Source organism: Corallococcus sp. CA041A (genome assembly GCF_003612075.1).
In the GTDB taxonomy this organism is placed as follows: Bacteria; Myxococcota; Myxococcia; order Myxococcales; family Myxococcaceae; genus Corallococcus; species Corallococcus exiguus.
This window is the reverse complement of the sequence record NZ_RAWF01000165.1, coordinates 1-22,649: the sequence shown is the minus strand read 5'-3', so window position 1 is coordinate 22,649 and position 22,649 is coordinate 1. Positions and strand designations below refer to the sequence as shown.

The 22,649-nt window shown below is 70.8% G+C and carries 20 protein-coding genes and 1 pseudogene; 9 read left to right on the top strand and 12 right to left on the bottom strand.

The window, feature by feature from the left end; all coding sequences use genetic code 11:
- Positions 1-202 (bottom strand): annotated as a pseudogene (locus D7V77_RS26550) (drug/metabolite exporter YedA); the annotation flags it as partial.
- Between the two features lie 202 nt (positions 203-404).
- Between D7V77_RS26550 and hrcA the strand changes: the two are divergent.
- The gene (gene hrcA / locus D7V77_RS26545) at positions 405-1,436 is read left to right on the top strand and encodes a heat-inducible transcriptional repressor HrcA (RefSeq protein WP_120579098.1); all 1,032 of its coding nucleotides are present in this window, start codon (positions 405-407) and stop codon (positions 1,434-1,436) included.
- Positions 1,437-1,446: 10 nt separating this feature from the next.
- Here hrcA and D7V77_RS26540 read toward each other — a convergent pair whose 3' ends face one another.
- The gene (locus tag D7V77_RS26540; RefSeq protein WP_233597247.1) at positions 1,447-2,460 is read right to left on the bottom strand and encodes a lipid kinase; all 1,014 of its coding nucleotides are present in this window, start codon (positions 2,458-2,460) and stop codon (positions 1,447-1,449) included.
- Positions 2,461-2,662: 202 nt separating this feature from the next.
- Between D7V77_RS26540 and D7V77_RS26535 the strand changes: the two genes are divergently transcribed.
- Positions 2,663-3,118 carry a transcriptional regulator gene (locus D7V77_RS26535; RefSeq protein WP_120579097.1) on the top strand — a complete coding sequence of 152 codons (456 nt, stop codon included), beginning with the start codon at positions 2,663-2,665 and terminating at the stop codon, positions 3,116-3,118.
- Positions 3,119-3,189: 71 nt separating this feature from the next.
- Here D7V77_RS26535 and D7V77_RS26530 read toward each other — a convergent pair whose 3' ends face one another.
- The 3 genes from D7V77_RS26530 to D7V77_RS26520 all read right to left on the bottom strand — a co-directional run bounded on the left by D7V77_RS26530 (position 3,190) and on the right by D7V77_RS26520 (position 5,204).
- Positions 3,190-3,903 (bottom strand): HAD family hydrolase, encoded by a 714-nt coding sequence (locus D7V77_RS26530; RefSeq protein WP_120579096.1) that lies wholly within the window; start codon positions 3,901-3,903, stop codon positions 3,190-3,192.
- 46 nt (positions 3,904-3,949) lie between these two features.
- Complete coding sequence (locus D7V77_RS26525) at positions 3,950-4,771, bottom strand: hypothetical protein (protein ID WP_120579095.1); 822 nt, start codon at positions 4,769-4,771, stop codon at positions 3,950-3,952.
- An 85-nt stretch (positions 4,772-4,856) separates the two neighbouring features.
- Entirely contained in the window at positions 4,857-5,204 is a 348-nt protein-coding gene (locus D7V77_RS26520; protein WP_120579094.1) for a hypothetical protein, read from the bottom strand.
- 215 nt (positions 5,205-5,419) lie between these two features.
- On the opposite strand from D7V77_RS26520, the gene D7V77_RS26515 reads away from it, so the two are divergent.
- From D7V77_RS26515 to D7V77_RS26505, 3 genes are all read left to right on the top strand, one after another.
- The gene (locus tag D7V77_RS26515; RefSeq protein ID WP_120579093.1) at positions 5,420-6,421 is read left to right on the top strand and encodes a site-2 protease family protein; all 1,002 of its coding nucleotides are present in this window, start codon (positions 5,420-5,422) and stop codon (positions 6,419-6,421) included.
- A complete protein-coding gene (locus D7V77_RS26510) occupies positions 6,418-7,176 on the top strand; it encodes a hypothetical protein (protein ID WP_120579092.1) in 759 nt (252 codons plus the stop codon). Before D7V77_RS26515 ends, D7V77_RS26510 begins: the two co-directional genes overlap by 4 nt.
- Before the next feature lie 148 nt (positions 7,177-7,324).
- On the top strand, positions 7,325-9,322 hold the full coding sequence (locus D7V77_RS26505) for an ATP-dependent DNA helicase (protein WP_120579091.1): 1,998 nt from the start codon (positions 7,325-7,327) through the stop codon (positions 9,320-9,322).
- Here the strand turns inward: D7V77_RS26505 and D7V77_RS26500 are convergent.
- The 5 genes from D7V77_RS26500 to D7V77_RS26480 form a co-directional block, all read right to left on the bottom strand.
- A complete protein-coding gene (locus D7V77_RS26500; protein WP_120579090.1) occupies positions 9,276-11,468 on the bottom strand; it encodes a TonB-dependent receptor in 2,193 nt (730 codons plus the stop codon). The genes D7V77_RS26505 and D7V77_RS26500 overlap by 47 nt on opposite strands.
- Positions 11,469-11,597: 129 nt before the next feature.
- Positions 11,598-12,032: a DUF5684 domain-containing protein gene (locus D7V77_RS26495; protein WP_199733895.1), complete on the bottom strand. Its 435-nt coding sequence runs from the start codon at positions 12,030-12,032 to the stop codon at positions 11,598-11,600.
- Positions 12,033-12,153: 121 nt separating this feature from the next.
- The gene (locus D7V77_RS26490) at positions 12,154-13,260 is read right to left on the bottom strand and encodes a type IV pilus twitching motility protein PilT (protein ID WP_120579089.1); all 1,107 of its coding nucleotides are present in this window, start codon (positions 13,258-13,260) and stop codon (positions 12,154-12,156) included.
- Between the two features lies 1 nt (position 13,261).
- On the bottom strand, positions 13,262-15,178 hold the full coding sequence (locus tag D7V77_RS26485; protein ID WP_233597246.1) for a type IV pilus twitching motility protein PilT: 1,917 nt from the start codon (positions 15,176-15,178) through the stop codon (positions 13,262-13,264).
- A 175-nt stretch (positions 15,179-15,353) separates the two neighbouring features.
- A complete protein-coding gene (locus D7V77_RS26480; protein ID WP_120579087.1) occupies positions 15,354-15,893 on the bottom strand; it encodes an N-acetyltransferase in 540 nt (179 codons plus the stop codon).
- Positions 15,894-16,164: 271 nt separating this feature from the next.
- On the opposite strand from D7V77_RS26480, the gene D7V77_RS26475 reads away from it, so the two are divergent.
- The 3 genes from D7V77_RS26475 (at position 16,165) to D7V77_RS26465 (ending at position 18,897) form a co-directional block, all read left to right on the top strand.
- Positions 16,165-16,890 carry an ATP/GTP-binding protein gene (locus tag D7V77_RS26475; RefSeq protein ID WP_120579086.1) on the top strand — a complete coding sequence of 242 codons (726 nt, stop codon included), beginning with the start codon at positions 16,165-16,167 and terminating at the stop codon, positions 16,888-16,890.
- Positions 16,887-18,383, top strand: a complete 1,497-nt coding sequence (locus D7V77_RS26470) for an ATP-binding protein (RefSeq protein ID WP_120579085.1) — start codon at positions 16,887-16,889, stop codon at positions 18,381-18,383. The genes D7V77_RS26475 and D7V77_RS26470 overlap by 4 nt, the downstream gene beginning before the upstream one ends.
- Before the next feature lie 160 nt (positions 18,384-18,543).
- Positions 18,544-18,897 carry an SH3 domain-containing protein gene (locus D7V77_RS26465; RefSeq protein WP_120579084.1) on the top strand — a complete coding sequence of 118 codons (354 nt, stop codon included), beginning with the start codon at positions 18,544-18,546 and terminating at the stop codon, positions 18,895-18,897.
- A 10-nt stretch (positions 18,898-18,907) separates the two neighbouring features.
- Here D7V77_RS26465 and D7V77_RS26460 read toward each other — a convergent pair whose 3' ends face one another.
- A complete protein-coding gene (locus D7V77_RS26460) occupies positions 18,908-20,251 on the bottom strand; it encodes an MgtC/SapB family protein (protein ID WP_120579083.1) in 1,344 nt (447 codons plus the stop codon).
- Positions 20,252-20,332: 81 nt separating this feature from the next.
- The gene (locus D7V77_RS26455) at positions 20,333-21,469 is read right to left on the bottom strand and encodes an aquaporin (protein WP_368666202.1); all 1,137 of its coding nucleotides are present in this window, start codon (positions 21,467-21,469) and stop codon (positions 20,333-20,335) included.
- Between the two features lie 116 nt (positions 21,470-21,585).
- Between D7V77_RS26455 and thiL the strand changes: the two genes are divergently transcribed.
- Positions 21,586-22,548, top strand: coding sequence for a thiamine-phosphate kinase (gene thiL / locus D7V77_RS26450; RefSeq protein WP_120579081.1), 963 nt, complete (start codon positions 21,586-21,588; stop codon positions 22,546-22,548).
- Positions 22,549-22,649 lie beyond the last annotated feature (101 nt).

Genomic DNA, 22,649 nt, shown 5'->3' with positions numbered 1-22,649 from the left:
TGATAAGAGACAGGAACAACACCCCACCCGCCAGGAGGAAGCGCATCCCCGCCATCCGGAACGGCGGAAAACCCGTCAGCGCGAACCGCATCGCCAGGTAGGTGGACCCCCAGATGACGTAGAGCGCGAAAAGGCTGAACAGCAGGCGACCCCGGTGGGGCGCGGGCTCGGCTACGTCGGGGGTCAGGGTCGCGGTCGTCACGGCGGCGGCCTTCTAACCCCCACCTCCCTCCCGTGCGATGTGCGCTTTGCCGTACCCGTGCCACGCAGGCAGTCGGACCAGCGCCCCGCCTGCCTGCCAGAGAGGCCCTCCCAATTGAATGCCTCGGGCGTCCCTTTTAGAATTCTACAGGAGGCATGAAGACCCGGAGGTCGGGTCGACAGCCCCCGGAGCGTGAGCGGGAATGCCCGACGAGTTGGGTGAGCGCGAGAAGGAAGTCCTCCGAGCCGTGGTGCAGGAGTACATCACCACCGGCGGCCCGGTCGGCAGCCAGCAGCTGACTCGCAGAGGCGAGTTCGAAGTGTCTTCCGCGACCATGCGCAACGTGCTCGCCGACCTGGAGGCCCTGGGCTTCCTGGAGAAGCCCCACACGTCCGCCGGCCGCGTGCCCACCGACCGGGGCTACCGCTTCTACGTGGACACCCTGGTGAAGCTGCGCGACCCCGCCCCCCGCGACCGCGAGCTCATCCACGCCGGCCTCGTCCACGAGTCCAGCCTGGACGAGGTGCTGTCGGAGGCCAGCCGCGTGCTGCACTCGCTCACGCGCCACGCGGGCGTCGTGCTCACCCCCCGCGTCGACGCCGCCGTGTTCCAACGCATCGAGTTCCTGCGCCTGCGTGAGAACCGCGTGCTCGCCGTGCTCGTGGGCCAGAACGGCCAGGTGCACAACAAGGCCCTCACCGTGGACTTTCCGGTGACGTCCGACGAGCTCATCAAGGCCAGCAACTACCTCTCCGAACTGCTGCACCAGGTGCCCCTGGAAGAGGCGCGCGAGCGCATCCGCGCGGAGATGGACCAGGAGCAGGCCCTCTACAACGCGCTCACCGCCAAGGCCCTCAAGCTGGGCGCCGCCGCCACCGACCTGCAGACGCCGGAGCGCGTGCTCATCGAAGGCACCGGCTCCTTCCTGGAGCAGCCGGAGTTCGCGGACGTGGAGCGCATCCGCGCGCTGTTCCGCGCCCTGGATGAGAAGCACAAGCTGCTGCACCTCTTGGACCGCGTGCAGCGCACCAAGGAGATGCACGTCTTCATCGGCGCGGAGAGCGAGTTCTCCGCCGCTGGCGACGTCACCGTCATCGCCAGCCCCTACGGCACGGCGGAGGCGGTGCTGGGCACTGTCGGCGTCATCGGGCCCACGCGCATGGACTACCGGCGCGTGATTCCCCTGGTGAACTTCACGGCCCAGGTGCTCTCCAGCGTGCTGGAGAAGGTGTAGCGCGAAGCCCCTACCGCGGCGCGGGCGCGTAGACGCGCAGCGCCGCGGGGGCGACCTCGAAGCGCATGGGCGTCATGCCCACGTTCTCTCCGTCCGCGTTCACCTCCATGGGCGGCTCCGTCTCCACGACGAGCCGCGAGGTGTGCAGGTGCACGACGGACTCGTGCTCCAGGTGCCCGCCGCTCCTCATGCCCAGCGCCACGCGCGCCAGCGTGGCCACGTCCTGCAGGTGGCCCAGCCCCGTGCGCTCCCCGCCGTCCGCCATGGAGGGCGCGGTGATGGCGTAGACGTGGAAGCGGCGGTCGTCCAGCGTCGCGTCCGGCGCCACCATGTTGCCCGCGCCGTGGTAGCGGCCGTTGCCCACCACCAGTTGGAGCGCGTCCACCTCCAGCGTCCGGCCATCCGCCTGGAGCCGGACGTGGAAGGGCTGCAGCGTGCGCATCTCCGCGGCGGCGGCCATGGGATAGGCCAGCTTGCCGGCGCGCTGCTTCAACTCCTGCGTGAGCCGCTTCGCGATGGCGGTGGTGAGCCCCAGGCTGGCGGCGTTGAGGAAGGGCCGCCCGTTGATGAGCCCCACGTCCACGCGCGCCGTGTAGCCACCGGCGATGACGTCACACGCGGCCTCCAGCGTGTCCGGGATGCCCAGCGAGCGGGCGAAGTCGTTGCCGGTGCCCAGCGGCACCACGCCCAGCGTCACGTCGCGCCCCATCAGGGCCTGCGCCGCGCAGCTGATGGTGCCGTCGCCTCCTCCCACGAGGATTCGGCGGGCCCCCTGGGCGATGGCCTCCTCCACCACCTTGCGCAGGCGCTTGGGCCGCGTCAGTGCGTGCGCGGCCATGAGCGGGATGCCGTGTTCGGCCAGCAGCGCGCGGGCGGTCTCGAAGGCGTCACGCCCCGAGCGCGAGCGCGTATTCACCACCAGGACCGCGGGCCCCTCGTCCAGGTGACGAAGGCGCGGAGGCGCGTTGAGTGCGGGTTCCAGGGGAAACCTCGGCTTTGAATGCAGCGCCTCCAAGCTGCGCACGACCGTCTTCCGGCACCAGCGGGACCCATGCGGAAAGGGCAGGGGCTCTGTCCATTCCCCACCGCGACTCTCGGAGAGCTTCCGCGGGTGGACATGGGTAGGGGGCTGGCGGGTTCCCTCCCTGGGTAGACGTGTTCACCTTCCAGGCGACGCGGACTCCGTGCCTCGGACCCGCGCCGGGACGTTCTCCAGGAGGGTTTGAATGGCACGAGGAAGCAAGGACAAGTACTCGGCGAAGCAGAAGCGCATGGCCGCGCACATCGAGAAGGGCTACGAGGACAAGGGCGTCGGTGAGAAGACCGCGGAGGCCCGCGCGTACGCCACCGTGAACAAGCTCACCGGTGGCGGGATGAAGGGCGGCTCTGGCAGCAAGGCGAAGGCGGCCCGTCGGCGCCCCGCGGCCCGCAAGAACGCGCGCAAGGCAGGACGCGTGGGGGGCAAGCGCCGCGCCGCCACCGCGAAGAAGAGCGCCACCTCCAGCCGCAAGAAGGCCGCGCCCACCCGGGCCCGGCGCACCAGCACCGGCCGCAAGGCCACCTCGCGCACCGGCACCGCCGGCAAGCGCTCCACGGCCCGCAAGAGCACCGCGCGCCGGGGGACGGCTCGCAAGAGCACGGCGTCCCGTTCACGCGCGAAGCGGGGCGGTTCGCGCAAGTAGTCCCGAGGGGCTCCACCGGTGGCCACGCTTTTTCCGTGGCCGCCGGGGACGCCTTCACCCTGTCACGGGCTTCAGCGCGACTCCTCGTCCTTGGAGGTGTCCCGCGACGCCGCGTCCCAGGGCCAGATTTCGGGGTCTTCTTCCAGGCGGCGCAGCAGCTCCGCGGGGTCCTTCACCAGCGTGCGGCAGCCGGCCGTGCGCAGGTCCTCCGCGCGGAAGCCGCCGCACAGCACACCCACGGACGCCAGGTGCAGCTTGCCCGCGGCCAGCGCGTCGTAGGGCGTGTCACCCACCATCACCACCGTGGCGGGGTCCGGCTTGCCCAGCTTCACGAGCGCCGCCTCGAAGATGTCCGGGTGCGGCTTGCTCTTGTCGACCTCGTCCTTGTTCGTCTTCGCCTCGAACAGGCCGTCGATGCCGCACAGCTCCACGTAGCGCTTGAGCTCGTCGTCCTTGGCGCTGGAGGCCAGGGCAATCTTGCGGCCGCGCTTGCGCAGCAGCTGGAACAGCTCCTTCACGCGCGGGAAGGGGCGCACCTTGGGGAGGAACTCGCGCTTGAAGCGCGCGGAGCGGTCCTCCTCCAGGTCCTTGCCGAAGCGCTCCAGCTCCTCGTCGTTGAAGAAGACGGGCAACAGCTGGTCCGCGCCCTTGCCAATCTGGCTGCGCACGTGAGCGAACGGGATGTCCCGCCCGAACTCGATGAACGACCGGCGCCAGGCCTCGGCGTGCTCGTCCACCGAATCGATCAGCGTTCCATCCACGTCGAAGATGACGTTCTCGACCATGCGCGGCAAACCTCCGCCGCCAAGGTGGCGATGGCCGGCGTGCGGGTCAACCGCCCGTGGGTGACTTCGGTCCACTCTCCTGCGCTTCGCTGTCCACGAGTGTCCGGGGCTGCACGCTGTATCCCTCCGGAGCGGCGGGGGTGAACGCGTCGTTGGGCAGCGGCGTCTTCAGGTCCACCTTCGACAGCACCGTCTCCCCCTGCTTCGCGTCCCCCAGCCAGCGCGTCAGCTTCCTGGGCACGCACAGGCCCAGGTCCGTGTCGCAGTGCTCCTCCTCCATCCGCACCTCCGCCCGGGTGCCGTCCGGCGCGCGCGTCTTCTTGGCCAGGAAGTCCAGCGAGGGCCAGCGCAGCACGTACGTCACCTCCACGCCGCCGCCCGCCTCGCCCTCCAGCGCCATGGTCAGCTCCACGGCCTCCTTCGCCTGGGGCAGGCTCGCGGTGCGCCTCGCCTTCGTGCTGCGCAGGAGCAGCGGCGCGCGGAAGCCGTCCGGCACGAAGGGGGTGAAGATTTCGGTGAGGAACGCGGACAGCTTCTCCGCGGAGACCTGGGACGTGAAGGTGGTGAACTGCTTCGTCGCCTCCACCTGCTCGTACAGGTGCTTGCCGTCCCACCACACCTGCCGGGCCTGGGGCGCGGACACGGTGCCGCGCATCTTCTGGGGCGCGCGGTACGCGAAGGTGAAGCCCGCGGAGGCGGTGTCCCCTTCCGTCTGGGTGCCCTCCAACTGGTAGACCGTCAGCTTCGCGTCGCGCGCGGCCAGCTTCTCTCGCACCTGGGCCATCAACTCCGCGTCGTTCGCGCCTCCGGACGAGGACGAACGGCACGCGAGGAGGCCCACGAGGGGCACGAGGAGGAGGGCGCGCATGGGGATGCTCGGGGGCTGGAAATGGAAAAGGCCCCGCTGTTCCCAGGGGGCCTTCGGACTGCCTCGGTGAGGAGGCAGCTTGGGACTACTTCACCGCCACGCCGGTCGCGGAGGAGCTGGTGATGCCGATGATGGTGCCGAACAGGGCGAAGATGCCGTGACGGGGCGTGGTGGACGCCGACTTCAGGTCCACCTTGGAGGCGCCCATGGCCTTCGCCTCGGTGATGAGGAGCTTGTTCACCACGGTGTCCAGGTCGCTCTGAACGATGTCGATGATGTGGAAGATCGCGGTCAGGCCCAGCGAGCTGCCCTGGATGACGGCCACGGCCTCGCCGTTGGCGGCGATCTCGGAGCCGGAGACGATGGCGGACTCGACGCTCGTGCAGCCCACGAGGGAAGCGGCGGCGACGGCGGACAGGATGAACTTCTTCATGGTTATCTCCCCAACTGATGGTGGCTTGGATGGTGACGGAGCGGCCCGGACAGGCACTCCGCCGTTCAGTAAGACCTCAAGCGGCCGGGGTCGTAGCAGAAGGCTTTTTCAAGTCAAGGACCCGGGGCGGGTTATTCCGAGTTCTGTTGGACACTTCATCCGGCGGGCGGAGCGGGAGCGGTCGCCCCTCTCGCGGACGTGAGGCATCTTCGCGCATGCACCCGGTTTCCGTTCCACGTCCCGCCCCTGCCCGCGTCTGGCTGCACCTGCTGCTCTTCGTGGTGACGCTGGGGACGACGTTCCTCGCGTACCTGCTGCTCTTCGGCCGCTCGTTCCCGTTCAGTGGGGGCGGGCTGCTCGCGGAGGACCGGACCCAGGCGCTGTTCTTCAGCGGGTCGCTGCTGGCCATCCTGGGCTCGCACGAGATGGGGCACTACGTGCTCGCGCGGTGGCACAAGGTGGACACGTCGCTGCCGTACTTCATCCCGCTGCCGGTGCCGGGGAGCCTGGGCACGCTGGGCGCGGTCATCCGGCTGCGCGGGCGCATCCCCACACGCAACGCGCTGGTGGACATTGGCGCCGCGGGGCCGCTGGCGGGCCTGGTGGTGGCGCTGCCGCTGCTCTACTGGGGGCTGTTGCACTCCACGGTGGTGGACTCGCCGCCGGTGCCGTCCGCGTTCCCCGGCGAGTCGTCGCTGTGGGTGCTGGGGCAGGAGCTGCTGCGCTGGGTGATGGAGAAGGTGACGCAGGCGCCGCCCGCGATGGAGCCCGTCTACACGAGCCACCAGACGCACTTTGGCGACAACCTCCTCATGAAGGCGCTGACGTGGCTGGCGCTGGGCCCGCTGCCGGAGGGCAAGGACGTGGTGGTGCACCCGGTGGTGATGGCGGCGTGGTTCGGCCTGCTGGTGACGCTGCTCAACCTGCTGCCGGTGGGGCAGCTGGACGGCGGGCACCTGACGTTCGCGGCGCTGGGGCCCCGGGCCCGTCTGGTGGGCCGGGGCGTGGCGGTGGTGCTGCTCTTCCTCACCGTGTTCGTCACCGCGTCATGGGGCCTGTGGCTGGTGGTGGCGAGCAAGGTCGTGGGCTTCGGCCACCCGGAGGTGTTGCGGCCGGAGGAGCCCCTGAGCGCTTCGCGCAAGGTCATCTGCGCGCTGTGCCTGTTGGCGCTGGTAGGGTGCGCGATGCCCATCCCGCTGCGAGAGGTGTGGTCATGAAGTACCAGTGCGAGAGCTGCGACCGGCTGGTCAAGGTGGAGACCTACGTCCTCGAGGAGCACGCGCTGGCCGTGGCGTGCCCGGCGTGTGGCGCGTGGACTCAGGCGGCCCCTTCCCTCTCCAAGCCGGCATCCCCTCGGCCCGCGCCCACTCCTGCGCATGACGGCGTGGAGGACCTCGCGGTGGCGGCGCCCTACGCGGCCCCTCCGCCGTCACCTCTCGCTCGGCCCAGTGTCACCGCGCTGCGGGTGGTGCGTCCGGATGCTCCCGCCGCGGCCCCGCTCGCGCTGGACGGAGACCCCTTCCAGGCGCCTCCGGGCCACTGCCCCAAGTGCGTGGCGCCCATGCGCGACGACGCCGGGGCCTGCTCGGCGTGCGGACTGGTCTACGCCAACTTCATCCCGGACGAGCACCAGCCCTCCGAAGCCCTGGCCCAGGAGTGGCGCGAGCTGCTGGAGACCTGGCACGACTGGGACGCGCACGACCGCCTGCTTTCCCAGGTGATGATGCGGGGCGAGATGGCCATGGTGGGCCGGCTGTACCGCGTGCGGCTCGCCCGCGCGCCGAACGACGCCCAGGCGCTGCGCGGACGGGATGAAGTGGTCCGCCGGGTGACGACCACGACGCAGCTCATCTCCGACGGACCCTCACCGGCGCTGGGGCGCAAGATGAAGACCGCGGTGCTGAGCACCGTGCTGGTGGTGTCCCTGGTGCTGCTGCTGGTGCTCTTCCAGATGATGCGCGCGTCCTTCTAGGCGGCGGGTCCGGCGGAGCGCTGGCCGGCCCGCTTCCCGGGCGGGCGGGAGAAGGGGCTTCACGGCCGCGTCAGGGAACGCGCGGGGGACGCCGGGCGCTGTTATCCTGCGGGGCCGCCTTTCCGCCCTCCTGCCCCCGAACCGCCGCATGTCCGCGCCCGCGACCCGTCCTCTCTCTGTCGACAGCCTGCTGGGGCCTGGTGGCGCGCTGGAAGAGGCGCTGCCCGCGTACGAGCACCGCCCGGAGCAGCTCCAGATGGCGCGCGCGGTGGAGCGGGCCTTCTCCGAAGGCAGCTACCTGCTGGCGGAGGCCGGCACCGGCACGGGCAAGACGCTGGCGTACCTGGTGCCCGCGCTCCTGGCGGGGCGCAAGGTGGTGGTGTCCACGGCCACGAAGACATTGCAGGACCAGGTGTTCTTCAAGGACCTGCCGCTGCTCAGTGAGAAGCTGGGCCTGCGCTTCGAGGCGGCGTACCTCAAGGGGCGCGGCAACTACCTGTGCCTGCACCGCTACGAGTCCTTCGAAAAGGACCCGCAGTTCGTCTCGCGCGAAGAGGCGAAGCAGTGGCCGCTGCTCAAGAAGTGGGTGACGCAGACGGAGACGGGGGACCGGGCGGAGCTGGACTTGCCGGAGTCCTTCGCCGCGTGGTCCCGGCTGTCCACCACGTCGGAGACGTGCCTGGGCTCGCGCTGCTCGCAGTACGACACGTGCTTCGTCACGCGGATGCGCAAGCGCGCGGAGGCCGCGGACCTGCTGGTGGTGAACCACCACCTGTTCTTCGCGGACCTGGCGCTGCGCAGCTCCGGCAAGCGCACGGAAGGGGTGCTGCCCTTCTACGACGCGGTCATCTTCGACGAGGCGCACGCGCTGGAGGACGCGGCCAGCGGCCACTTCGGGTGCAGCGTGTCCAACTACCGGCTGGAGGAGCTGTCGCGCGACGCGGTGGCGGCCCTGCAGGCGAAGGATGAGCGCCACGCGACGCTCTCCGCGCTGGCCCAGCGGGTGCGCTCGCACGCGGACGCGCTGTTCCTCCAGGCGCCGCGCGCGCTGGGGATGTCCAGCCAGGAGTCCACCGTGGCCTTGCGCCCGGAGACGATGGGCAAGCTGTCCGGCGCGCTGGAGCAGGTGCGGGAAGGCCTGGCCGCGCTGGCGTCCTTCGCGGGCAGCGAGCGCGAGCCGGAGCTGGCCGCCATCCACCGCCGCGCGGAGGAGATGGCGGAGCAGCTCAGCTTCCTGGAGAAGTCCGAGTCCGCGGACCACGTGTATTGGGCGGAGGCGCGCGGCAAGGGGCTGTTCCTGCGCGCGAGCCCCATCGACGTGGCGAAGGAGCTGCGCGACCGGCTCTACGGCGCGCTGGACACGGTGGTGTTCACCTCCGCGACGCTCGCGGCGGACAGCCGCTTCGACTTCTTCGCCAAGCGCATGGGCATGTACGACGACGAGGGCCAGCCCGTGACGCACGTGCGCACGCTGGCGGTGCCCAGCCCGTTCGACTTCCCGCGCCAGTCCGCGCTGTACCTGCCCACGCACCTGCCGGACCCCAGCGCCCCGGGTTTCATCGAGGCGGCGGCGGAAGAAATCATCCAGCTGTGCGAAGTGACGGGCGGGCGCGCGTTCGTGCTCTTCACGTCGCTGCGCAACATGGTGCGCGCGTACGAGCTGACGGCGACGCGGCTGCCCTATCAGGCATTGCTCCAGGGGGAGCGGCCCAAGCAGCAGCTGCTGGATGCGTTCCGCCAGACGCCCAGCGTGCTCTTCGCCGCGCACAGCTTCTGGGAGGGCGTGGACGTGCCTGGGGACGCGCTGAGCCTGGTCATCATCGACCGGCTTCCGTTCGCGTCTCCCGGCGACCCGCTGGTGGCCGCGCGCATCCGTCAGATTCAGGCGCGCGGTGAAGAGCCGTTCGACCAGTACCAGCTGCCGCAGGCGGCGCTGGCGCTGCGGCAGGGCTTCGGGCGGCTCATCCGCACGCAGGCGGACCGGGGCATTGTCGCGATGCTGGACCGCCGCATCGTGACCAAGGGCTACGGCCGCGTGTTCCTCTCCAGCCTTCCGCCCGCGAAGCGGATGGAGGACACGACGGAATTGAGCCGCTGGTTCAACGGCCCGGTGCGCCCGGTGCCGCCCGTGCGCTCGATTCGCTGAACACGTCGCGCAGGCGCAGGCCCACGCGTGCCTGGAAGGGCGGGGCCAGGGTGTCCACGCCCGCGCGGCCCGCCAGGTACTGGCGGTCGAAGAGGTTCTCCACCGCGCCGAAGGCGTCCACCTTCCAGAACAGGTGGCGACTCACGAACAGGTCCACCACCGCCGCGCCGCCCATGCCGCGCGTGTTGAGGTCGTCCTCGTACTGCGGGCCGAACACACGCAGCTGCGCGGTGACGGAGACGATGCGCGGGTCATCGAAGGTGACCGCGAGCGAGCCGCGATGCCTGGGGTCCTGCGGGAGCTGGCGACCCACGAGGTCGGGCTGACCGGGGGCGCGCGTGACGACGGGGTCCACGAAGGTATAGGCGGCGAGCGCGGTCCACTGCCGGGACATGCGCCAGTCCGCTCCCAGCTCCACGCCTCGCACGCGGGCCCGGCCCAGGTTCTGTCTCTGGCGCGTGGCTCCGTCCGGCAGGGGCGTGGCGAGGGTGACGTTGGTGACGGGCGCGTCCAGCACGTTCCAGAAGCCGGTGACGCGACCGGTGAGACCGCGCGGGCCGGTGGCCTCCACGCCTGCCTCGGTGCCCCAGAGGCGCTCGGCGCCCAGGTCCGGGTTCGCGGCGGTGAGGACGGTGCCCACCTGGAAGGGGCGATAGAGCTCGTTGAGGGTGGGGGCGCGGAAGGCGCGGTACGCGGAGGCGCGCAGCGTGAGCCACTCCAACGGGCGCACGCGCGCGGCCAGGCGCGGACTGAGCTGGCGCGCGGTGCGGGGCTCGAAGGCGGTGGCGGTGGTGGTGCCGTTCGCGAAGCTCTCCAGCTGGCTGCCGTCGAAGTTGCGCCATGTGTCCCAGCGCAGCGTGCCGGCGAACTCCAGCGCGGGGGACACGGTGTAGAGGTCCTGCACGAAGACGCCGCCGGACAGCTGCGTGCCCCGCGTGTTGCGCGCGTAGAGCGTCGTGGCGGTGTAGCTGGCGGGGAAGAGCACCTCGTCGGCCCTGCCGTGGGAGCGGCGCACGTCCACGCCCGCTGCGAGCACGTGGGTTCCGCCCAGCGTCAGCTCTGGACCGGTCCAGACGAGCGAGCCGCCCTGGTCGTCCGCGGGCACGTCCTGGAGGGCGGAGCGGATCTCGAAGTTGCGGTCCGGTGCGACGCGCGCGCGGTCCTGGGCGAAGTGCTGGGTGCGGCCATGGAGGCCCAGCTCGAAGGCGCCAGCGGCGTCCGTGCGGAGGCGGGCGTTCGCGGCGAACCACATGAGGTCCACGCTGGCGACGGTGTACTGGGTGCCACCGTTCTGCGTCTCGCGGAACACGCCCGCGCGGGCGGAGAGGGACAGGCGGTCGGTGGCCGCTGCTTCGACGCGAGCCTGGGCGCTGACGTGGTTGGAGGGCGTGTCTCCGTCGATGCGGCCGCGCTGGCCTTCGGGGACGATGCGGTAGCCGTTGCTGGTGAGGCCCTCGACCTCCAAGGAGGCGCCCACGCGGCCCCAACGGTCCGCGATGCGAGCGGCGGCGAAGCCGGTGCCCAGGTTGCCGGCGGACAGGTCGACGTCGAGCGCCGGGCCGGTGATGGGCCGGGAGAACAGCTGCACCACTCCGCCCAGCGCGGCGCTGCCATAGAGCGCGGAGCCGCCGGTGGGGACGACCTCGACGCGGTCCAGGCCCAGGCGGGGCAGGGCGCGCCAGAAGACCCAGCCTCCGTAGGGGTCGTTGAAGGGAAGCCCGTCCAGCAGCACCAGCCCACGCGCCACGCCGGAGGGCGCGAGCCCGCGCAGGTTGAGCCCCTGCGCGGTGGGGTCCGCGACGAGCGACGGCGTGCGGCGGAACGTGGCCGCGGACGGCAGCGTGCGGATGAGCGCGTCCTGCGTGAGCGTGGGGCTGCGTTCCATCTCCTCGCGGGGAATCACCACCGTGGTGGCGGGCACGTCGCGCAGCGGCCGCGGCAGGCGCGTGGCGGTGACGACGGTGCGGGTGTCGCGAGGAGGCTCGGGCTGAGGCTCGGGCTCGGCGGGGGCCACGAGCGCGGCGGCCTCCGGCTCGCGGGCCGTGTCCGCGTCCACCGTCTGCGCGGTGGCCACGCCGGGCAACAGCAACGCCCATGCGAGGCGATGGGAGAGCGACGAGCGAGAGACGGCGCGAGGTCCAGGCATCGGGCCCGCTCTACTGGATGTCGTGCTCCCGGGCGAGCAATGGCGGGCTCCAGAAACACGAACGGCGGTGAAGCGCCCGGAGGGCCACTCCACCGCCGCCGTTCACGGCCGGAAGGCCGTGGGGAACAACTACGCCGCAGCCATGCCACCGCCGGAGGCGGCCGGGCCCTGGTACTGCGCGTCGCCGAAGCCGAGCATCGGGATGAAGATGAAGCCCAGGAACGCGATGCCAATGCCGAAGCCCGTGCTCTTGCCGAAGGACTTGGCCAAGTCGATGCTCATGATGATGCCCGCGATGAAGCCCGCGGGCGGGCACAGCAGGAACAGCGCCATCCACCAGATGGGGCGGCCCACGATGGTGAGCATGATGTAGAGGTTGTAGAAGGGAACGATCGCCGCCCAGCCGGGCTGCCCCGCCTTGACGAACATCTTCCACATGCCCGCGATCACCACGGCGATGACCGCGAGGTAGACGAGCGACATCACGATGGCGAACGGCCCGGAGGGCTGGGACTGCTGCTGCTCCATCGCCTGCCGCATCATCTCTGCTTGTTCTTCGTTCATGAGCGACTTCCCCCTCGGAAGTGTAGGACCCACCTCCGTGGGCGGATCCAAGTTCACTCCCGAACAAAGGCGAAGTCGGGGGGAGAAAGCAAATTCCTTCCCCCCGCCCGAGGGAGGCCGCTCAGGCCTTCAGCGTCTCCGGCACCTGCCAGTCCGGCTTCAGCCGCTGGATGACCTTCACGAAATTCTCCTTGTCCTGGGCTTTCTCCAGGGCGGCCTCGGGGAGGATGACGTCGTCCTTCACCAGCCGCTCCAGGTGCATGTCCAGGGTCTGCATGCCCTGGTTCTGGCCGGCCTGCATCTTGGAGGCGATCTGGAACACCTTGCCCTCGCGAATCATGGCGGCGATGGCGGCGCTGCCCACCAGGATTTCGAGCGCGGCGACGCGGCCCTTGCCGTCCGCGGTCTTGATGAGCTGCTGGGCGACGATGCCGGCCAGCGACTCCGCGAGCATGCCGCGCACCTGGCCCTGCTCGTCCGCGGGGAAGGAGTTGATGATGCGGTCGATGGTGGCGGGGGCGCTGTTGGTGTGCACCGTGGCGAAGACGAGCACGCCGAAGCTGGCCAGCTGGAGCGCCAGCTTCATGGTCTCGTTGGTGCGGAGCTCGCCGATGAGGATGACGTTGGGGTCTTCACGGCCGGCGGAGCGGATGGCGGTGGCGAAGCTGGAGGCGTGCGGGCCCACCTCGCGGTGGGTGACCTGGGACTTGAGCGATTCGTGCACGAACTCCACCGGGTCCTCCACGGTGAGCACGTGCGCCGGGCGCGTCTTGTTGATGTGGTTGATCATCCCGGCGAGCGTCGTGGACTTGCCCGAGCCCGTGGGGCCCGTCACCAGCACCAGCCCGCTGCGGCGGTCCGCCATCTTGCGCACCACCTCCGGCGTCTTCAGGTCCTCCAGCGACAGCACCTTGCTGGGGATGGTGCGGAACACGGCGCCAATGCCAGTCATCCGGTAGAAGTAGTTGGCGCGGAAGCGGGCCTTGGTGCCGTAGCCGTAGGCGAAGTCCAGGTCCAGCTCCTCCGTTATCTGCCGCTTCTGTTCGGGCGAGCAGATTTCGAAGAGCAACGACTCCAGCTCTTCGGTGGTGAGGGCTTCTTCGCGCAGGGGCATGAGCTCGCCGCGGATGCGGCCCAGGGGCGGGTAGCCCACGCCCAGGTGCAGGTCGCTGCCCTTCTTGTCGAGCAGGACGTCGAACCAGGCGGCGATGCGAGGGGTGTCCGTCATGTCAGGCGCCCTTCTTGCCAAGCAGTGAGCCCACCTTGGACAGCATCCGCGCGCCCTCCTGGGCGGTGGCGGGCGGGGGCACGGTGGGAGCGGCGCCGGGCCGCTTGCCCGTCACCATGGCTTCGATTTCGTCCGGGTTCTCCGCGAAGCCCTTCACCGTCTCCAGCGTCGCCTTGCCGGAGCGGGCCAGGTCCGCGAGCGAGTCCTCGAAGCGGATGATGCCCAGCGACTTGCCGCGCTGCTGGAGGGAGGGGATCTGGTACGTCTTGTTGTCGCGGATGAGGTTGCCCAGGGCCACGGAGCCGGTGAGCACCTCGGCGGCGGCGACCAGGGACTTGCCGTCCGTGCCAGGCATCAGCCGCTGGCTGACGATGAGGCGCAGGCCGCTGGAGAGTGACAGCCGCACCTGCTGCTGGTCCGCCGGCGGGAAGAGGTCGATGAGCCGGTCGATGGTCTTCGCCGCGCTGGGCGTGTTCATGGTGCTGATGAGCAGGTGGCCCGTTTCGCTGGCGGCGAGCGCCATGCGCACGGTCTCCGTGTCGCGCAGCTCGCCCACGACGATGACGTCCGGGTCCTCGCGGAGGCTGCCCTTGAGGGCGCTGGCGAAGGTGCGGGTGCTGGTGCCCACCTCGCGCTGGCTGATGAGGGCACGCTTGCGCGGGTGCACGTACTCCACCGGATCCTCCACGGTGAGCACGTGGTGCGTCGTTTCACGGTTGATGATGTCCACCAGCGCCGCGAGCGTGCTCGTCTTGCCGTGACCGGATGGACCGGTGAGCACGATGAGGCCCTGGTGGTGGTGCGTGGCCTTGGCGATGTCCGCGGGCAGGCCCAGCGACTCCAGGGTGGGGATTTCGCGGGGGATGACGCGGAAGGTGCCCTTGAGGCCCGTGCGCTGGCGGCACACGTTGACGCGGAAGCGGCCGGTCTCCTCGGAGTCCAGCGCGAAGTCCACGCTGCCGTCCTTCTCCAGCACGTGGCGCAGCCGCTCCGGGATGATGGGGAGCAGCAGCCGCTCCACCGTCTCCGGGGACAGCGGCGTGTCCTGCGGGAGCAGCTCTCCGGCCAGGCGCAGCAGCGGAGGCCGTCCGGCCACCAGGTGCAGGTCGCTGGCGCTCATGCTGCGCGCCTGCTCCAGCAGCACGGTCAGGTCGCGGCCCGGAGCGGAGGTCGCGCGCGAGATGGGGATGATCCGCGCGGGGGGATTCGCGCTGGCGGTGGAGTGGGACGCAGCGCCTGCATGGGACGCAGCGCCTGGATGGGCCGCAGCGCCTGCATGGGCCGCCGCACCTGCATGGGCCGCAGCACCCGCGTGGGCAGGCGCACTCGCGTATCCGCCCGCGCCTGCGTGTGAAGGAGCGCCCGCGTGAGGGGCCGCGCTGACAGGAACTCCTCGCGCGGCGGCTCCCGCACCCATTCCACCAGGCTGCGTGGCCCGCGCGTCCACGGGCGCGGAGACCGCGGGCACTCCCGCGTAGGGCGTGCGCGTGGGCGCCTGGGCGGACACGGCCGGCATTCCCGCGTAGGGCGTCCGCGTGGGCGCGGCAGGCGCCGCCGGAGCCGCTGCAGTCGCCGGAGCCGCCGCGGTCGCTGGAGCCGCGGCGGCCGCCGCGCCTTCCGCGCTTCGCGTGAGGCGCACGTTCATCAGCTCGCCCCGGCGCACCGCGGCGATGTTGAGGGAACCCAGGCCGGTGGCGTTCACCGTCCATTGCACCGGCGTCTCCGACACAGAGGACGCGCGCGCCATGCCCACCATCGCCTGGAGGGCCTTCACGAGCTCATCGGTGGAGAGGGCGCCTGGATCGACGGGCTCGTAACCGTTGGCGCCGCGCACCATCGGAGGACGGCCACTGGCCAGGGCCAGCTCGGTGATTCCAGGACGCGAGAGATGACGCAGCAGTTCCGCGAGCGGTTTCATTCAGGGGGAAGCCCCACCGCTGCCGTGCGTCAGGCCCGGCGGGGTGGAAACTCCCGAAAGGATAGTCGACCGCCGCGCTCCAGGTCACCCTGGGGGCATGCCCCAAACGCACGACGGGAGCGGCCGTGCGAGGGCCCCTCCCGTCGGGTCCAACCGATTGCTGGGGTACCGCGGACTACAGCTCGCGCGACATCAGGAGCCGCAGCTTGCCGGACTTCTTGGAGACCACCGTGGCCACCGTGGTGAAGCCCGCCTTGCGGTAGAAGCCCACCGCGGGCGCGTTCGCAGGATCCACGCGCAGGGCGATGGTCTTGCGGTACATGTCGCGCGCCGCGTCCAGCGCCTTGTCCAGCAGCATGGCGCCCAGGCCGTGGCGCCGCAGCTCCGGCTTCACCACGATGTTGCGCAGGTAGGCCGCGCCCGGCACCGGACCGTCGCGCTCCACCGTCACGTAGCCCACCACCTGGCTCTGGAGCCGCGCCACGTGGATGAAGGGCTTCAGCTGGGTGAGGGCCTTGAGGCTCTCCTCCTGCGACTCACCCCGCCCCTTCCAGGGCTCGGAGTTGGCGCGCAGGGCCGACACCGTCGTCAGGTCCTCGTCGGTGGGCGGACCGAATTTGACCCCGGTCACCATTTCGTTGGGGAGCGTCGCTCCGTCCAGCACCGGCGTGGGGGCCGCCACCTCGACGCCAGGGTCCACCTGCTTCATCGTCATCGCCTTGCTCCTCCGTCGCGTCCGCGATCCTAACCGGTCCCCCCGTACCCATGCACGCGATCATTCCGCGCGCATTGTTCTGTTTTCCGTGTGGGGAGACGTCCTCCTCCCAGGCGGGGAGCCGGAACTTGTCGAAACGCCGCCTACGGGCGCGTCATTCCGGGAAGACGCGTCCTGCTCCGCCGTCTGGACTGCGAGCGGCCTTCCGCGCGGAGCGTGAGGCCATTATAAAACCCCTGTCCGGGTCCCCCTCGGTCCGAGTTTAAGCCCCTTGCAACTCAACCACGCCCAGCGCGAGCTGACGCTCAAGATCGTCTATTACGGCCCCGGGTTGAGCGGGAAGACGACGAACTTGCGCAAGCTGCACGCGCGGGCGCGGCCGGACGTGCGAGGGCGCCTCCTGTCGGTGGATACCCACGACGACCGGACGCTCTTCTTCGACCTGCTGCCCGTCTTCTTCTCCACCTCCACGGGCTTCAAGGTGAAGGTGAAGCTCTTCACCGTGCCCGGTCAGGTCATCCACAACGCCACGCGGCGGGTGGTGCTGCAGGGCGCGGACGCGGTGGTCTTCATCGCGGACAGCCGGCGCGGGGCGGCGCAGGAGAACAACGCCTACTGGCGCAACCTGCAGGAGAACCTGCGGGAGATGGAGCTGGACCCCACGCAGGTGCCGGTGGTCATCCAGTTCAACAAGCGCGACCTGCCCGACAGCCTCACGGACGAGGAGCTGGCGGAGGTGCAGCGCCGGGGCAGCCAGCCGGTGGTGGGCTCCGTGGCCGTGCGAGGCGAGGGCGTGGTGGAGACCTTCCACGCCGTGGTGCAGACGGCCTGGCGCGCGCTGGAGGGCCGGGCGCAGCTGTCGCGCAACGTGGGCTTGAGCGAGGAAGAGTTCCTGGGGCAGATCTTCCGTCACATCGACCTGAGCGGTACGGCGCTGGAGGGGCGGTACGGCCCCGGCGCCATTCCTGGCGGCAGGGAGAGCGGGAGGGCGCCATGAACGGCGCGGCAGGCGGAGGATCCCGGAACACCGCGAGCGCGCCCCGGCGTGAGTCCGCGCTCCAGCGGCGGCTGTCGCTGGGGGACCTGCTGGACCTGCCGTCCTTCACGGAGGTGGTGAAGGGCTTCAGCGACCTGTACCGCGTGGGCATCAAGGTGCTGGACACGCGCGGCAACAAGCTGGCGGACGTGAAGGTGGGCCACGGCGACTTCTGCGCCTACGTCTTCTCCTTCCCGGACGGCCGCCACGCGTGCACCGCCATGGTGGGCCGGGTGAAGGACGGCCCCGTGCTGCCGGAGTCCGGCGGGCGCGTGGCGGACGGAGACGTCTCGGAGGCCGCGGGCCTCATCGCGCTCACCTGCTTCACCGGCCTGCGCTACGTGGTGATGCCGGTGCGCTGGGACGGCGACCTGTTGGGTCGGGTCATCCTGGGGCCCTTCACGCCGGAGGAGCTGACGGACTTCCCGGAGACGCTCACCAGCATCCACGGCCTGGACCTGGAGCGCGCGCAGGAGCTGCTGGGCCGCGTGCGCCGCGTGCCGGAGCGCACCGCCGCGCAGGTGCTGGGCCACTTCGGTCAGGTGCTGGGCGCGCTCGTCGCCAGCGGGCAGAAGGCGTACCTGGCCACGCACCTGCATCTGGAGTCCACGCTGGAGGTGCACCGCGAGCTGGAGGCGCAGAACGCGCGGCTGCTCCAGGCGAACGCGCGGCTGAAGGAATTGGACCGGCTGAAGTCCACCTTCCTGGGCACGGTGAGCCACGAGCTGCGCACGCCGCTCGCGTCCATCCTGGGCTACTCGGAGATGATGGCGGAGGGGCTGGCGGGGCCGCTCAACCCGGAGCAGCTCCAGTACGTGCGCACCATCGTGGAGAAGGGCGAGACGCTCCTCTCGATGATCTCCTCGCTGCTGGACCTGAGCCAGATTGAAGCCGGGCGTCTGCGCCTGTCCATGGCGCCGGTGGACCCTGGCTACGTCATCCAGACGGCGGTCTCCAGCGTGCTGCCGCAGGCGCAGCGCAAGGGCCTGGAGCTGGAGGTGCGGCTGCCGCACACGCCGCAGCCCCGGCTGGCGGGTGACTTGGACAAGCTGCGCCAGGTGGTGGTGAACCTGCTGGCCAACGCGGTGAAGTTCACGCCCGCGGGCGGCCGGGTGAAGGTGACGCTGTCGGACGCGGCGATGCAGCAGGAGCTGGGCGTGCCCGGCTACCGCATCAGCGTGGAGGACACCGGCGTGGGCATCCGCGCCGAGGAGTTCGAGCGCATCTTCCAGAGCTTCTACCAGGTGGACGGCAGCTCCACGCGCGAGTTCGGCGGCGCGGGGCTGGGCCTGGCCATCGTGAAGAGCCTGGTGGAGGGCCACGGCGGCCGGGTGCGCGTGGAGAGCGAGTTCGGCCACGGCTCGCGCTTCATCGTCCAGCTGCCGCTGCACCCGCCCATGCAGGAGCGCGGATTGACGGCCGCGCCTCCCATGTCGGAGCCGGACCGCTTCTAAAGGCAGACAGCCGCATGCCGCGGCGCGCCAGCCACGGAGCAGGCGGATGGCTGGAGCCATGTCCTGAATTTAGAGTTTATACGGCTTAAGCTTGATTTGAGCAAAAAGCTGTATAGTCTGTTTTCTGTAGTTCCCAACCCCGCTGACATTGGAGTTGCCCATGAAGACGTTCTCGATCCGCGCGTTCGGCGTGGCTGCGTTCGCTATTGCCGGTCTGACGGTGGGCTGTGGTGGCGCGCCGGAGGACATGGAGGCGCAGCCGCAGGATGGTACGCAGGTGAACGCGCCTGCCCAGGAGGAGAACAACGACCGCCCGGTGCACGCGAAGTACTTCCGCTGGGTGTGCAACGCGAACACCGTGGGCCTGCGCACCTCGCCGGGCGGCGCCGTGTACGCGCAGATCAACTACGGCGAGGGCGTGGAGGTGTACAGCCGCGACGGCAACTGGATGTACGTGCAGCGCCTGTCCACCGGCCAGTGGGGCTGGACGGACGCGACCTACTTCTGCGTCTGAGCCCGCTTCGCTAGTCCGCGTGGGGCTGTTCGGAGGCGTGGGGCTTGAACAGCTCCGCGCCTCCGGCGTCCGCCGGAAGGAACGTGGGCAGCCGCGTCTGCACGAACGCGCCCACGAGCCCCAGCAGCATCACCACGCCCAGCGCGCGGCCCAGCCGCAGCGTGAGCGATCGCTGCTCCGACACGCGCGCCACGAGGATGAAGTTGATGGCGGCGCTGGCGAGCGACGCGATGATGGCGCCCACTCCTGCCGTCGTGGGGGAGATGGTGCCGTTGGCGCACAGCGACGCGGCGGACGCCACCGCGGACGCGCTGGACACCAGTCCGCCCACGGCGCTCACCGCGTAGAAGCCCCAGCGGCCCAGCAGCGTCTGGCCCACGGTGCCCACCACCTGGAGCGCCAGGAAGATGAGGCCGAACTTCAGCGCGGACGGCAGCGAGAAGGGCGACTTCAGGGGCAGGGCGGGAGGCTCGGCGCTGGGCGTGGCCTCCACGCGCGAGCGCATCAGCGCCAGACCCGTGCTGGACAGGAGGATGAGGACCAGCGGGATGGCGGAGTCCACCAGCGCGCGGAACGAGAGCAGCCCCAGCAGCACGGCGTTGCGCAGCGCCATGGCGGCGGTGGCCAGCATCACGCCCCGGTAGGCCACGTCGAGCAGGCGTCCGGAGGTCTCGCGCACGCGGTTGGCCAGCTCCGCCACGGTGACGGTGCTGTTGACGAGCCCGCCCAGGAACCCCGTCACCTCCACGCCGTGCGTGCCGAACACCTTCCACAGCATGTAGTTCACGAAGCCGATGGCCGCGATGAGGATGACGGTCACCCACGCGGCGCGCGGCTCGATGAGGCCCCACGGGTCCACCGGCTGCGAGGGCAGCACCGGGTAGATGGCGAAGGCGAGGATGGCCAGCAGGATGGCGCTGCGCAGCTCCTCGGCGGTGATCTTGTGGCTGAAGGTGGCCATCCGCTCCTTCCACGCGAGCAGGCCCGCCGTCGTCACTCCCACCGCCGCGGGCGTCACCGTATGACCCAGGCCGCACAGCACGCCGGCGAAGCCCGTGACGAGCAGCGCGGCGGACGTGGTCAGCTCCGCGCCGCCGTTGGCGCGCAGGGACTGCCAGTTGAGGAAGCACAGCAGCACGCCCAGCAGCGCGAGGCTGAGCAGCGCGAAGTTCGGGCCCAGGAGGCCGCCCATGCCGCCCAGCAGCGCCGCGAAGCCGAACGTGCGCAGGCCGGCCTCCTTGCCACGCCACTCACGCTCCAGCCCGACGAACAGGCCCACCGCGAGCGCGAGCGTCAGCCGCATCAACGTCTGCAGCGGTGGCCAGGAGACGACGGGGGGAAGACCTTCCATCATGCGAAAACCTCTCTCGGACCGTCATGCTCGCGTGTCGGGCCGACGTCAACGCCGCACCCCGTCACGCGAAAGGGACCCGCGTCAGGTGAGGGCGCGAGGGCCTTCGGGGGCGGGTCCGCCACTGACGACGTGCAGCCGCTCCCAACCTTGTCGCGCCAGGAGTTGGTGCAGCCTCGGCCGCAGCGCCGCCTGGAGCGCCTTTGCTCCGGCCTCCTCCTTCAACGACAGCGCGGGAAGTGACCAGCGCTCGCGCACGCGGGCGTCCATGCCCGGGGCATGGTCCGCGACGTCGATGAGGACGTAGTGCGACGCGGGCACGTTCCGGTCGCGCAGGGGCGCGGCGCGCAGGTTCGCCTCCCGAATCAGCGTCTCCACCGCGGGAGGCGGCCCGTCATCCAGGCCCGAGCCCGGCGGCGGCGACACCACCGCTCGCGCCCGGTCCGGGTGCGCCAGCGAGTTGAAGAGGGCGGCGGCCAGGTGCGCCGGCCCTGCTTCCGCGCACTCGAAGACGACGGTCTCCACTGCCGCCGTGGGGGCGGGTTTCGGCGTGCCGCCCAAGAGCCATCGGAAGAGGAACACCGCCAGCGCCGCGCCCAACAGCTGGGCCGCGACGAAGGACTCCACCTCCCACGGACTCATCACGCCCACGTGAGCGCTGGCCGCGCGCGCCAGCACCAGCGCCGGGTTCGCCAGCGAGCGCGAGTCCGTGAACCACACCGTCGCCGCCACGTACCCCGCGATGGCCAGCGGCGTCGCGGACGGACGCGTGCGCACGCAGCCTCGCACCACCACCAGCAGCCCGAACGTGGCCACCATCTCCGTGAGGAACCGGGCCCCGTCCGCCGCGGGCATCCTCGCGGTGAGCAGCAGCGGCTCATTGCACATGCGGTGCGCCACGAGCCTGCCCACCAGGCTGCCGGACAGCTGCGCCAGCGCGTACAGCGGCACCTCGCGCCAGGGCGTGCGGTCCCCCAGCGCGTCCGCGAAGGTGAGCGCCGGATTCAAATGCGCGCCCGACAGCGGACGCAGCACCCACAACAGGCACGCCAGCACCGCGCCGCAGGACAGGGACATGAAGAGGCGTCCCTCCGTGGCGCTCGCGCCCAGGTGCTCCGCGACGTGGTGCGACCCCTCCAGCGCCACCACCACCAGCCCGCAGCCCAGCGCTTCCGTCACCAGCCGGCGGCGCAAATCCATGGGTGTGGCGGAAGAGGGCACTCCCTGTCCTATGCCTGGGAGGTCCGACACCGTCAACGCCACGTGCCTCCATCCCGCTCGCCCGTTCGCGGGTCGTCATTGCGTCCCCCGGCGCGAGCGTGGTCTTCAGTGCCGCCATGCCCGGCGAGTTCGACCTCATCCAACGCTTCCTCGCCTGCTTCCCACGCGCGCGGGTGCCGGTGGGCCCGGGGGACGACTGCGCCGTGCTCGCCCCGTCCAAGGGCGCGCTGTGCGTCACCACCGACGCCGTGGTGGAGGACGTGCACTTCACCCGCGCGACGTTCTCCGCCGCGGACATCGGCCACAAGGCGCTCGCGGTGAACCTGTCGGACCTGGCCGCCATGGGCGCCACGCCGCGCTGGTTCGTCTGCGCGCTCGCGCTGCCCCGGGACTTCCCCGCCCGTGAGCTGTCCGCCATGGGCCGGGGCATGGCCGCGCTCGCGAAGGCCCACCGCATCATGCTCGTGGGCGGCAACTTCACCTCCGCGCGCGAGGTGTCCGTCACCCTCACCGTCACCGGGGAGCTGTCCCACGCGCCCATCACCCGCTCGGGCGCCCGGCCCGGCGACCTCCTCTATGTCTCCGGCACGCTGGGCGACGCGCGCCTGGGACTCCAGCACCTCCAGGCCGGCGTCCGGCGGGGCGCGGCCGTGAAGCGCCAGCGCCGCCCCGAGCCCCGCATCGCCCTGGGGAAGCTGGCCGCGCGCTTCGCCTCCGCCGGGATGGACGTGTCGGATGGACTGGCGCAGGACCTGGGCCACCTGTGCGCCGCGTCCCGGGTAGGCGTGGAACTGGAGCTGGACCGGCTGCCCCTGTCGCCCGCCGTGCGCGCGGCGCTGGGGCCGGAGGGTGCCTTGCGGGGAGGGGAGGACTACGAACTGCTACTCGCCGTCCCACCTTCGCGCATGCAGGCGTTCGAGCGTGCGTGCGCCCGCGCCGGGCAAAAGGTGACGCGCATGGGAGTGCTCACCCAGGAGCAGACGTTGCGAATTCGAGACGCGGGGGGGCATCTTCTGACCCCTCCGGCGGGATTCGATCACTTCGCCCGGTCAAGCAGGCAGATCCGGCCGGATGATTGACCCGTACCAGACAGCAAGGCTAAACCCCTGGGCTGTTTTCCGCCCCTCCCGCTGAAAGCACCCCGTGCGCCGCCCCCTTCGCGACGACCCCTCCTCTGGCC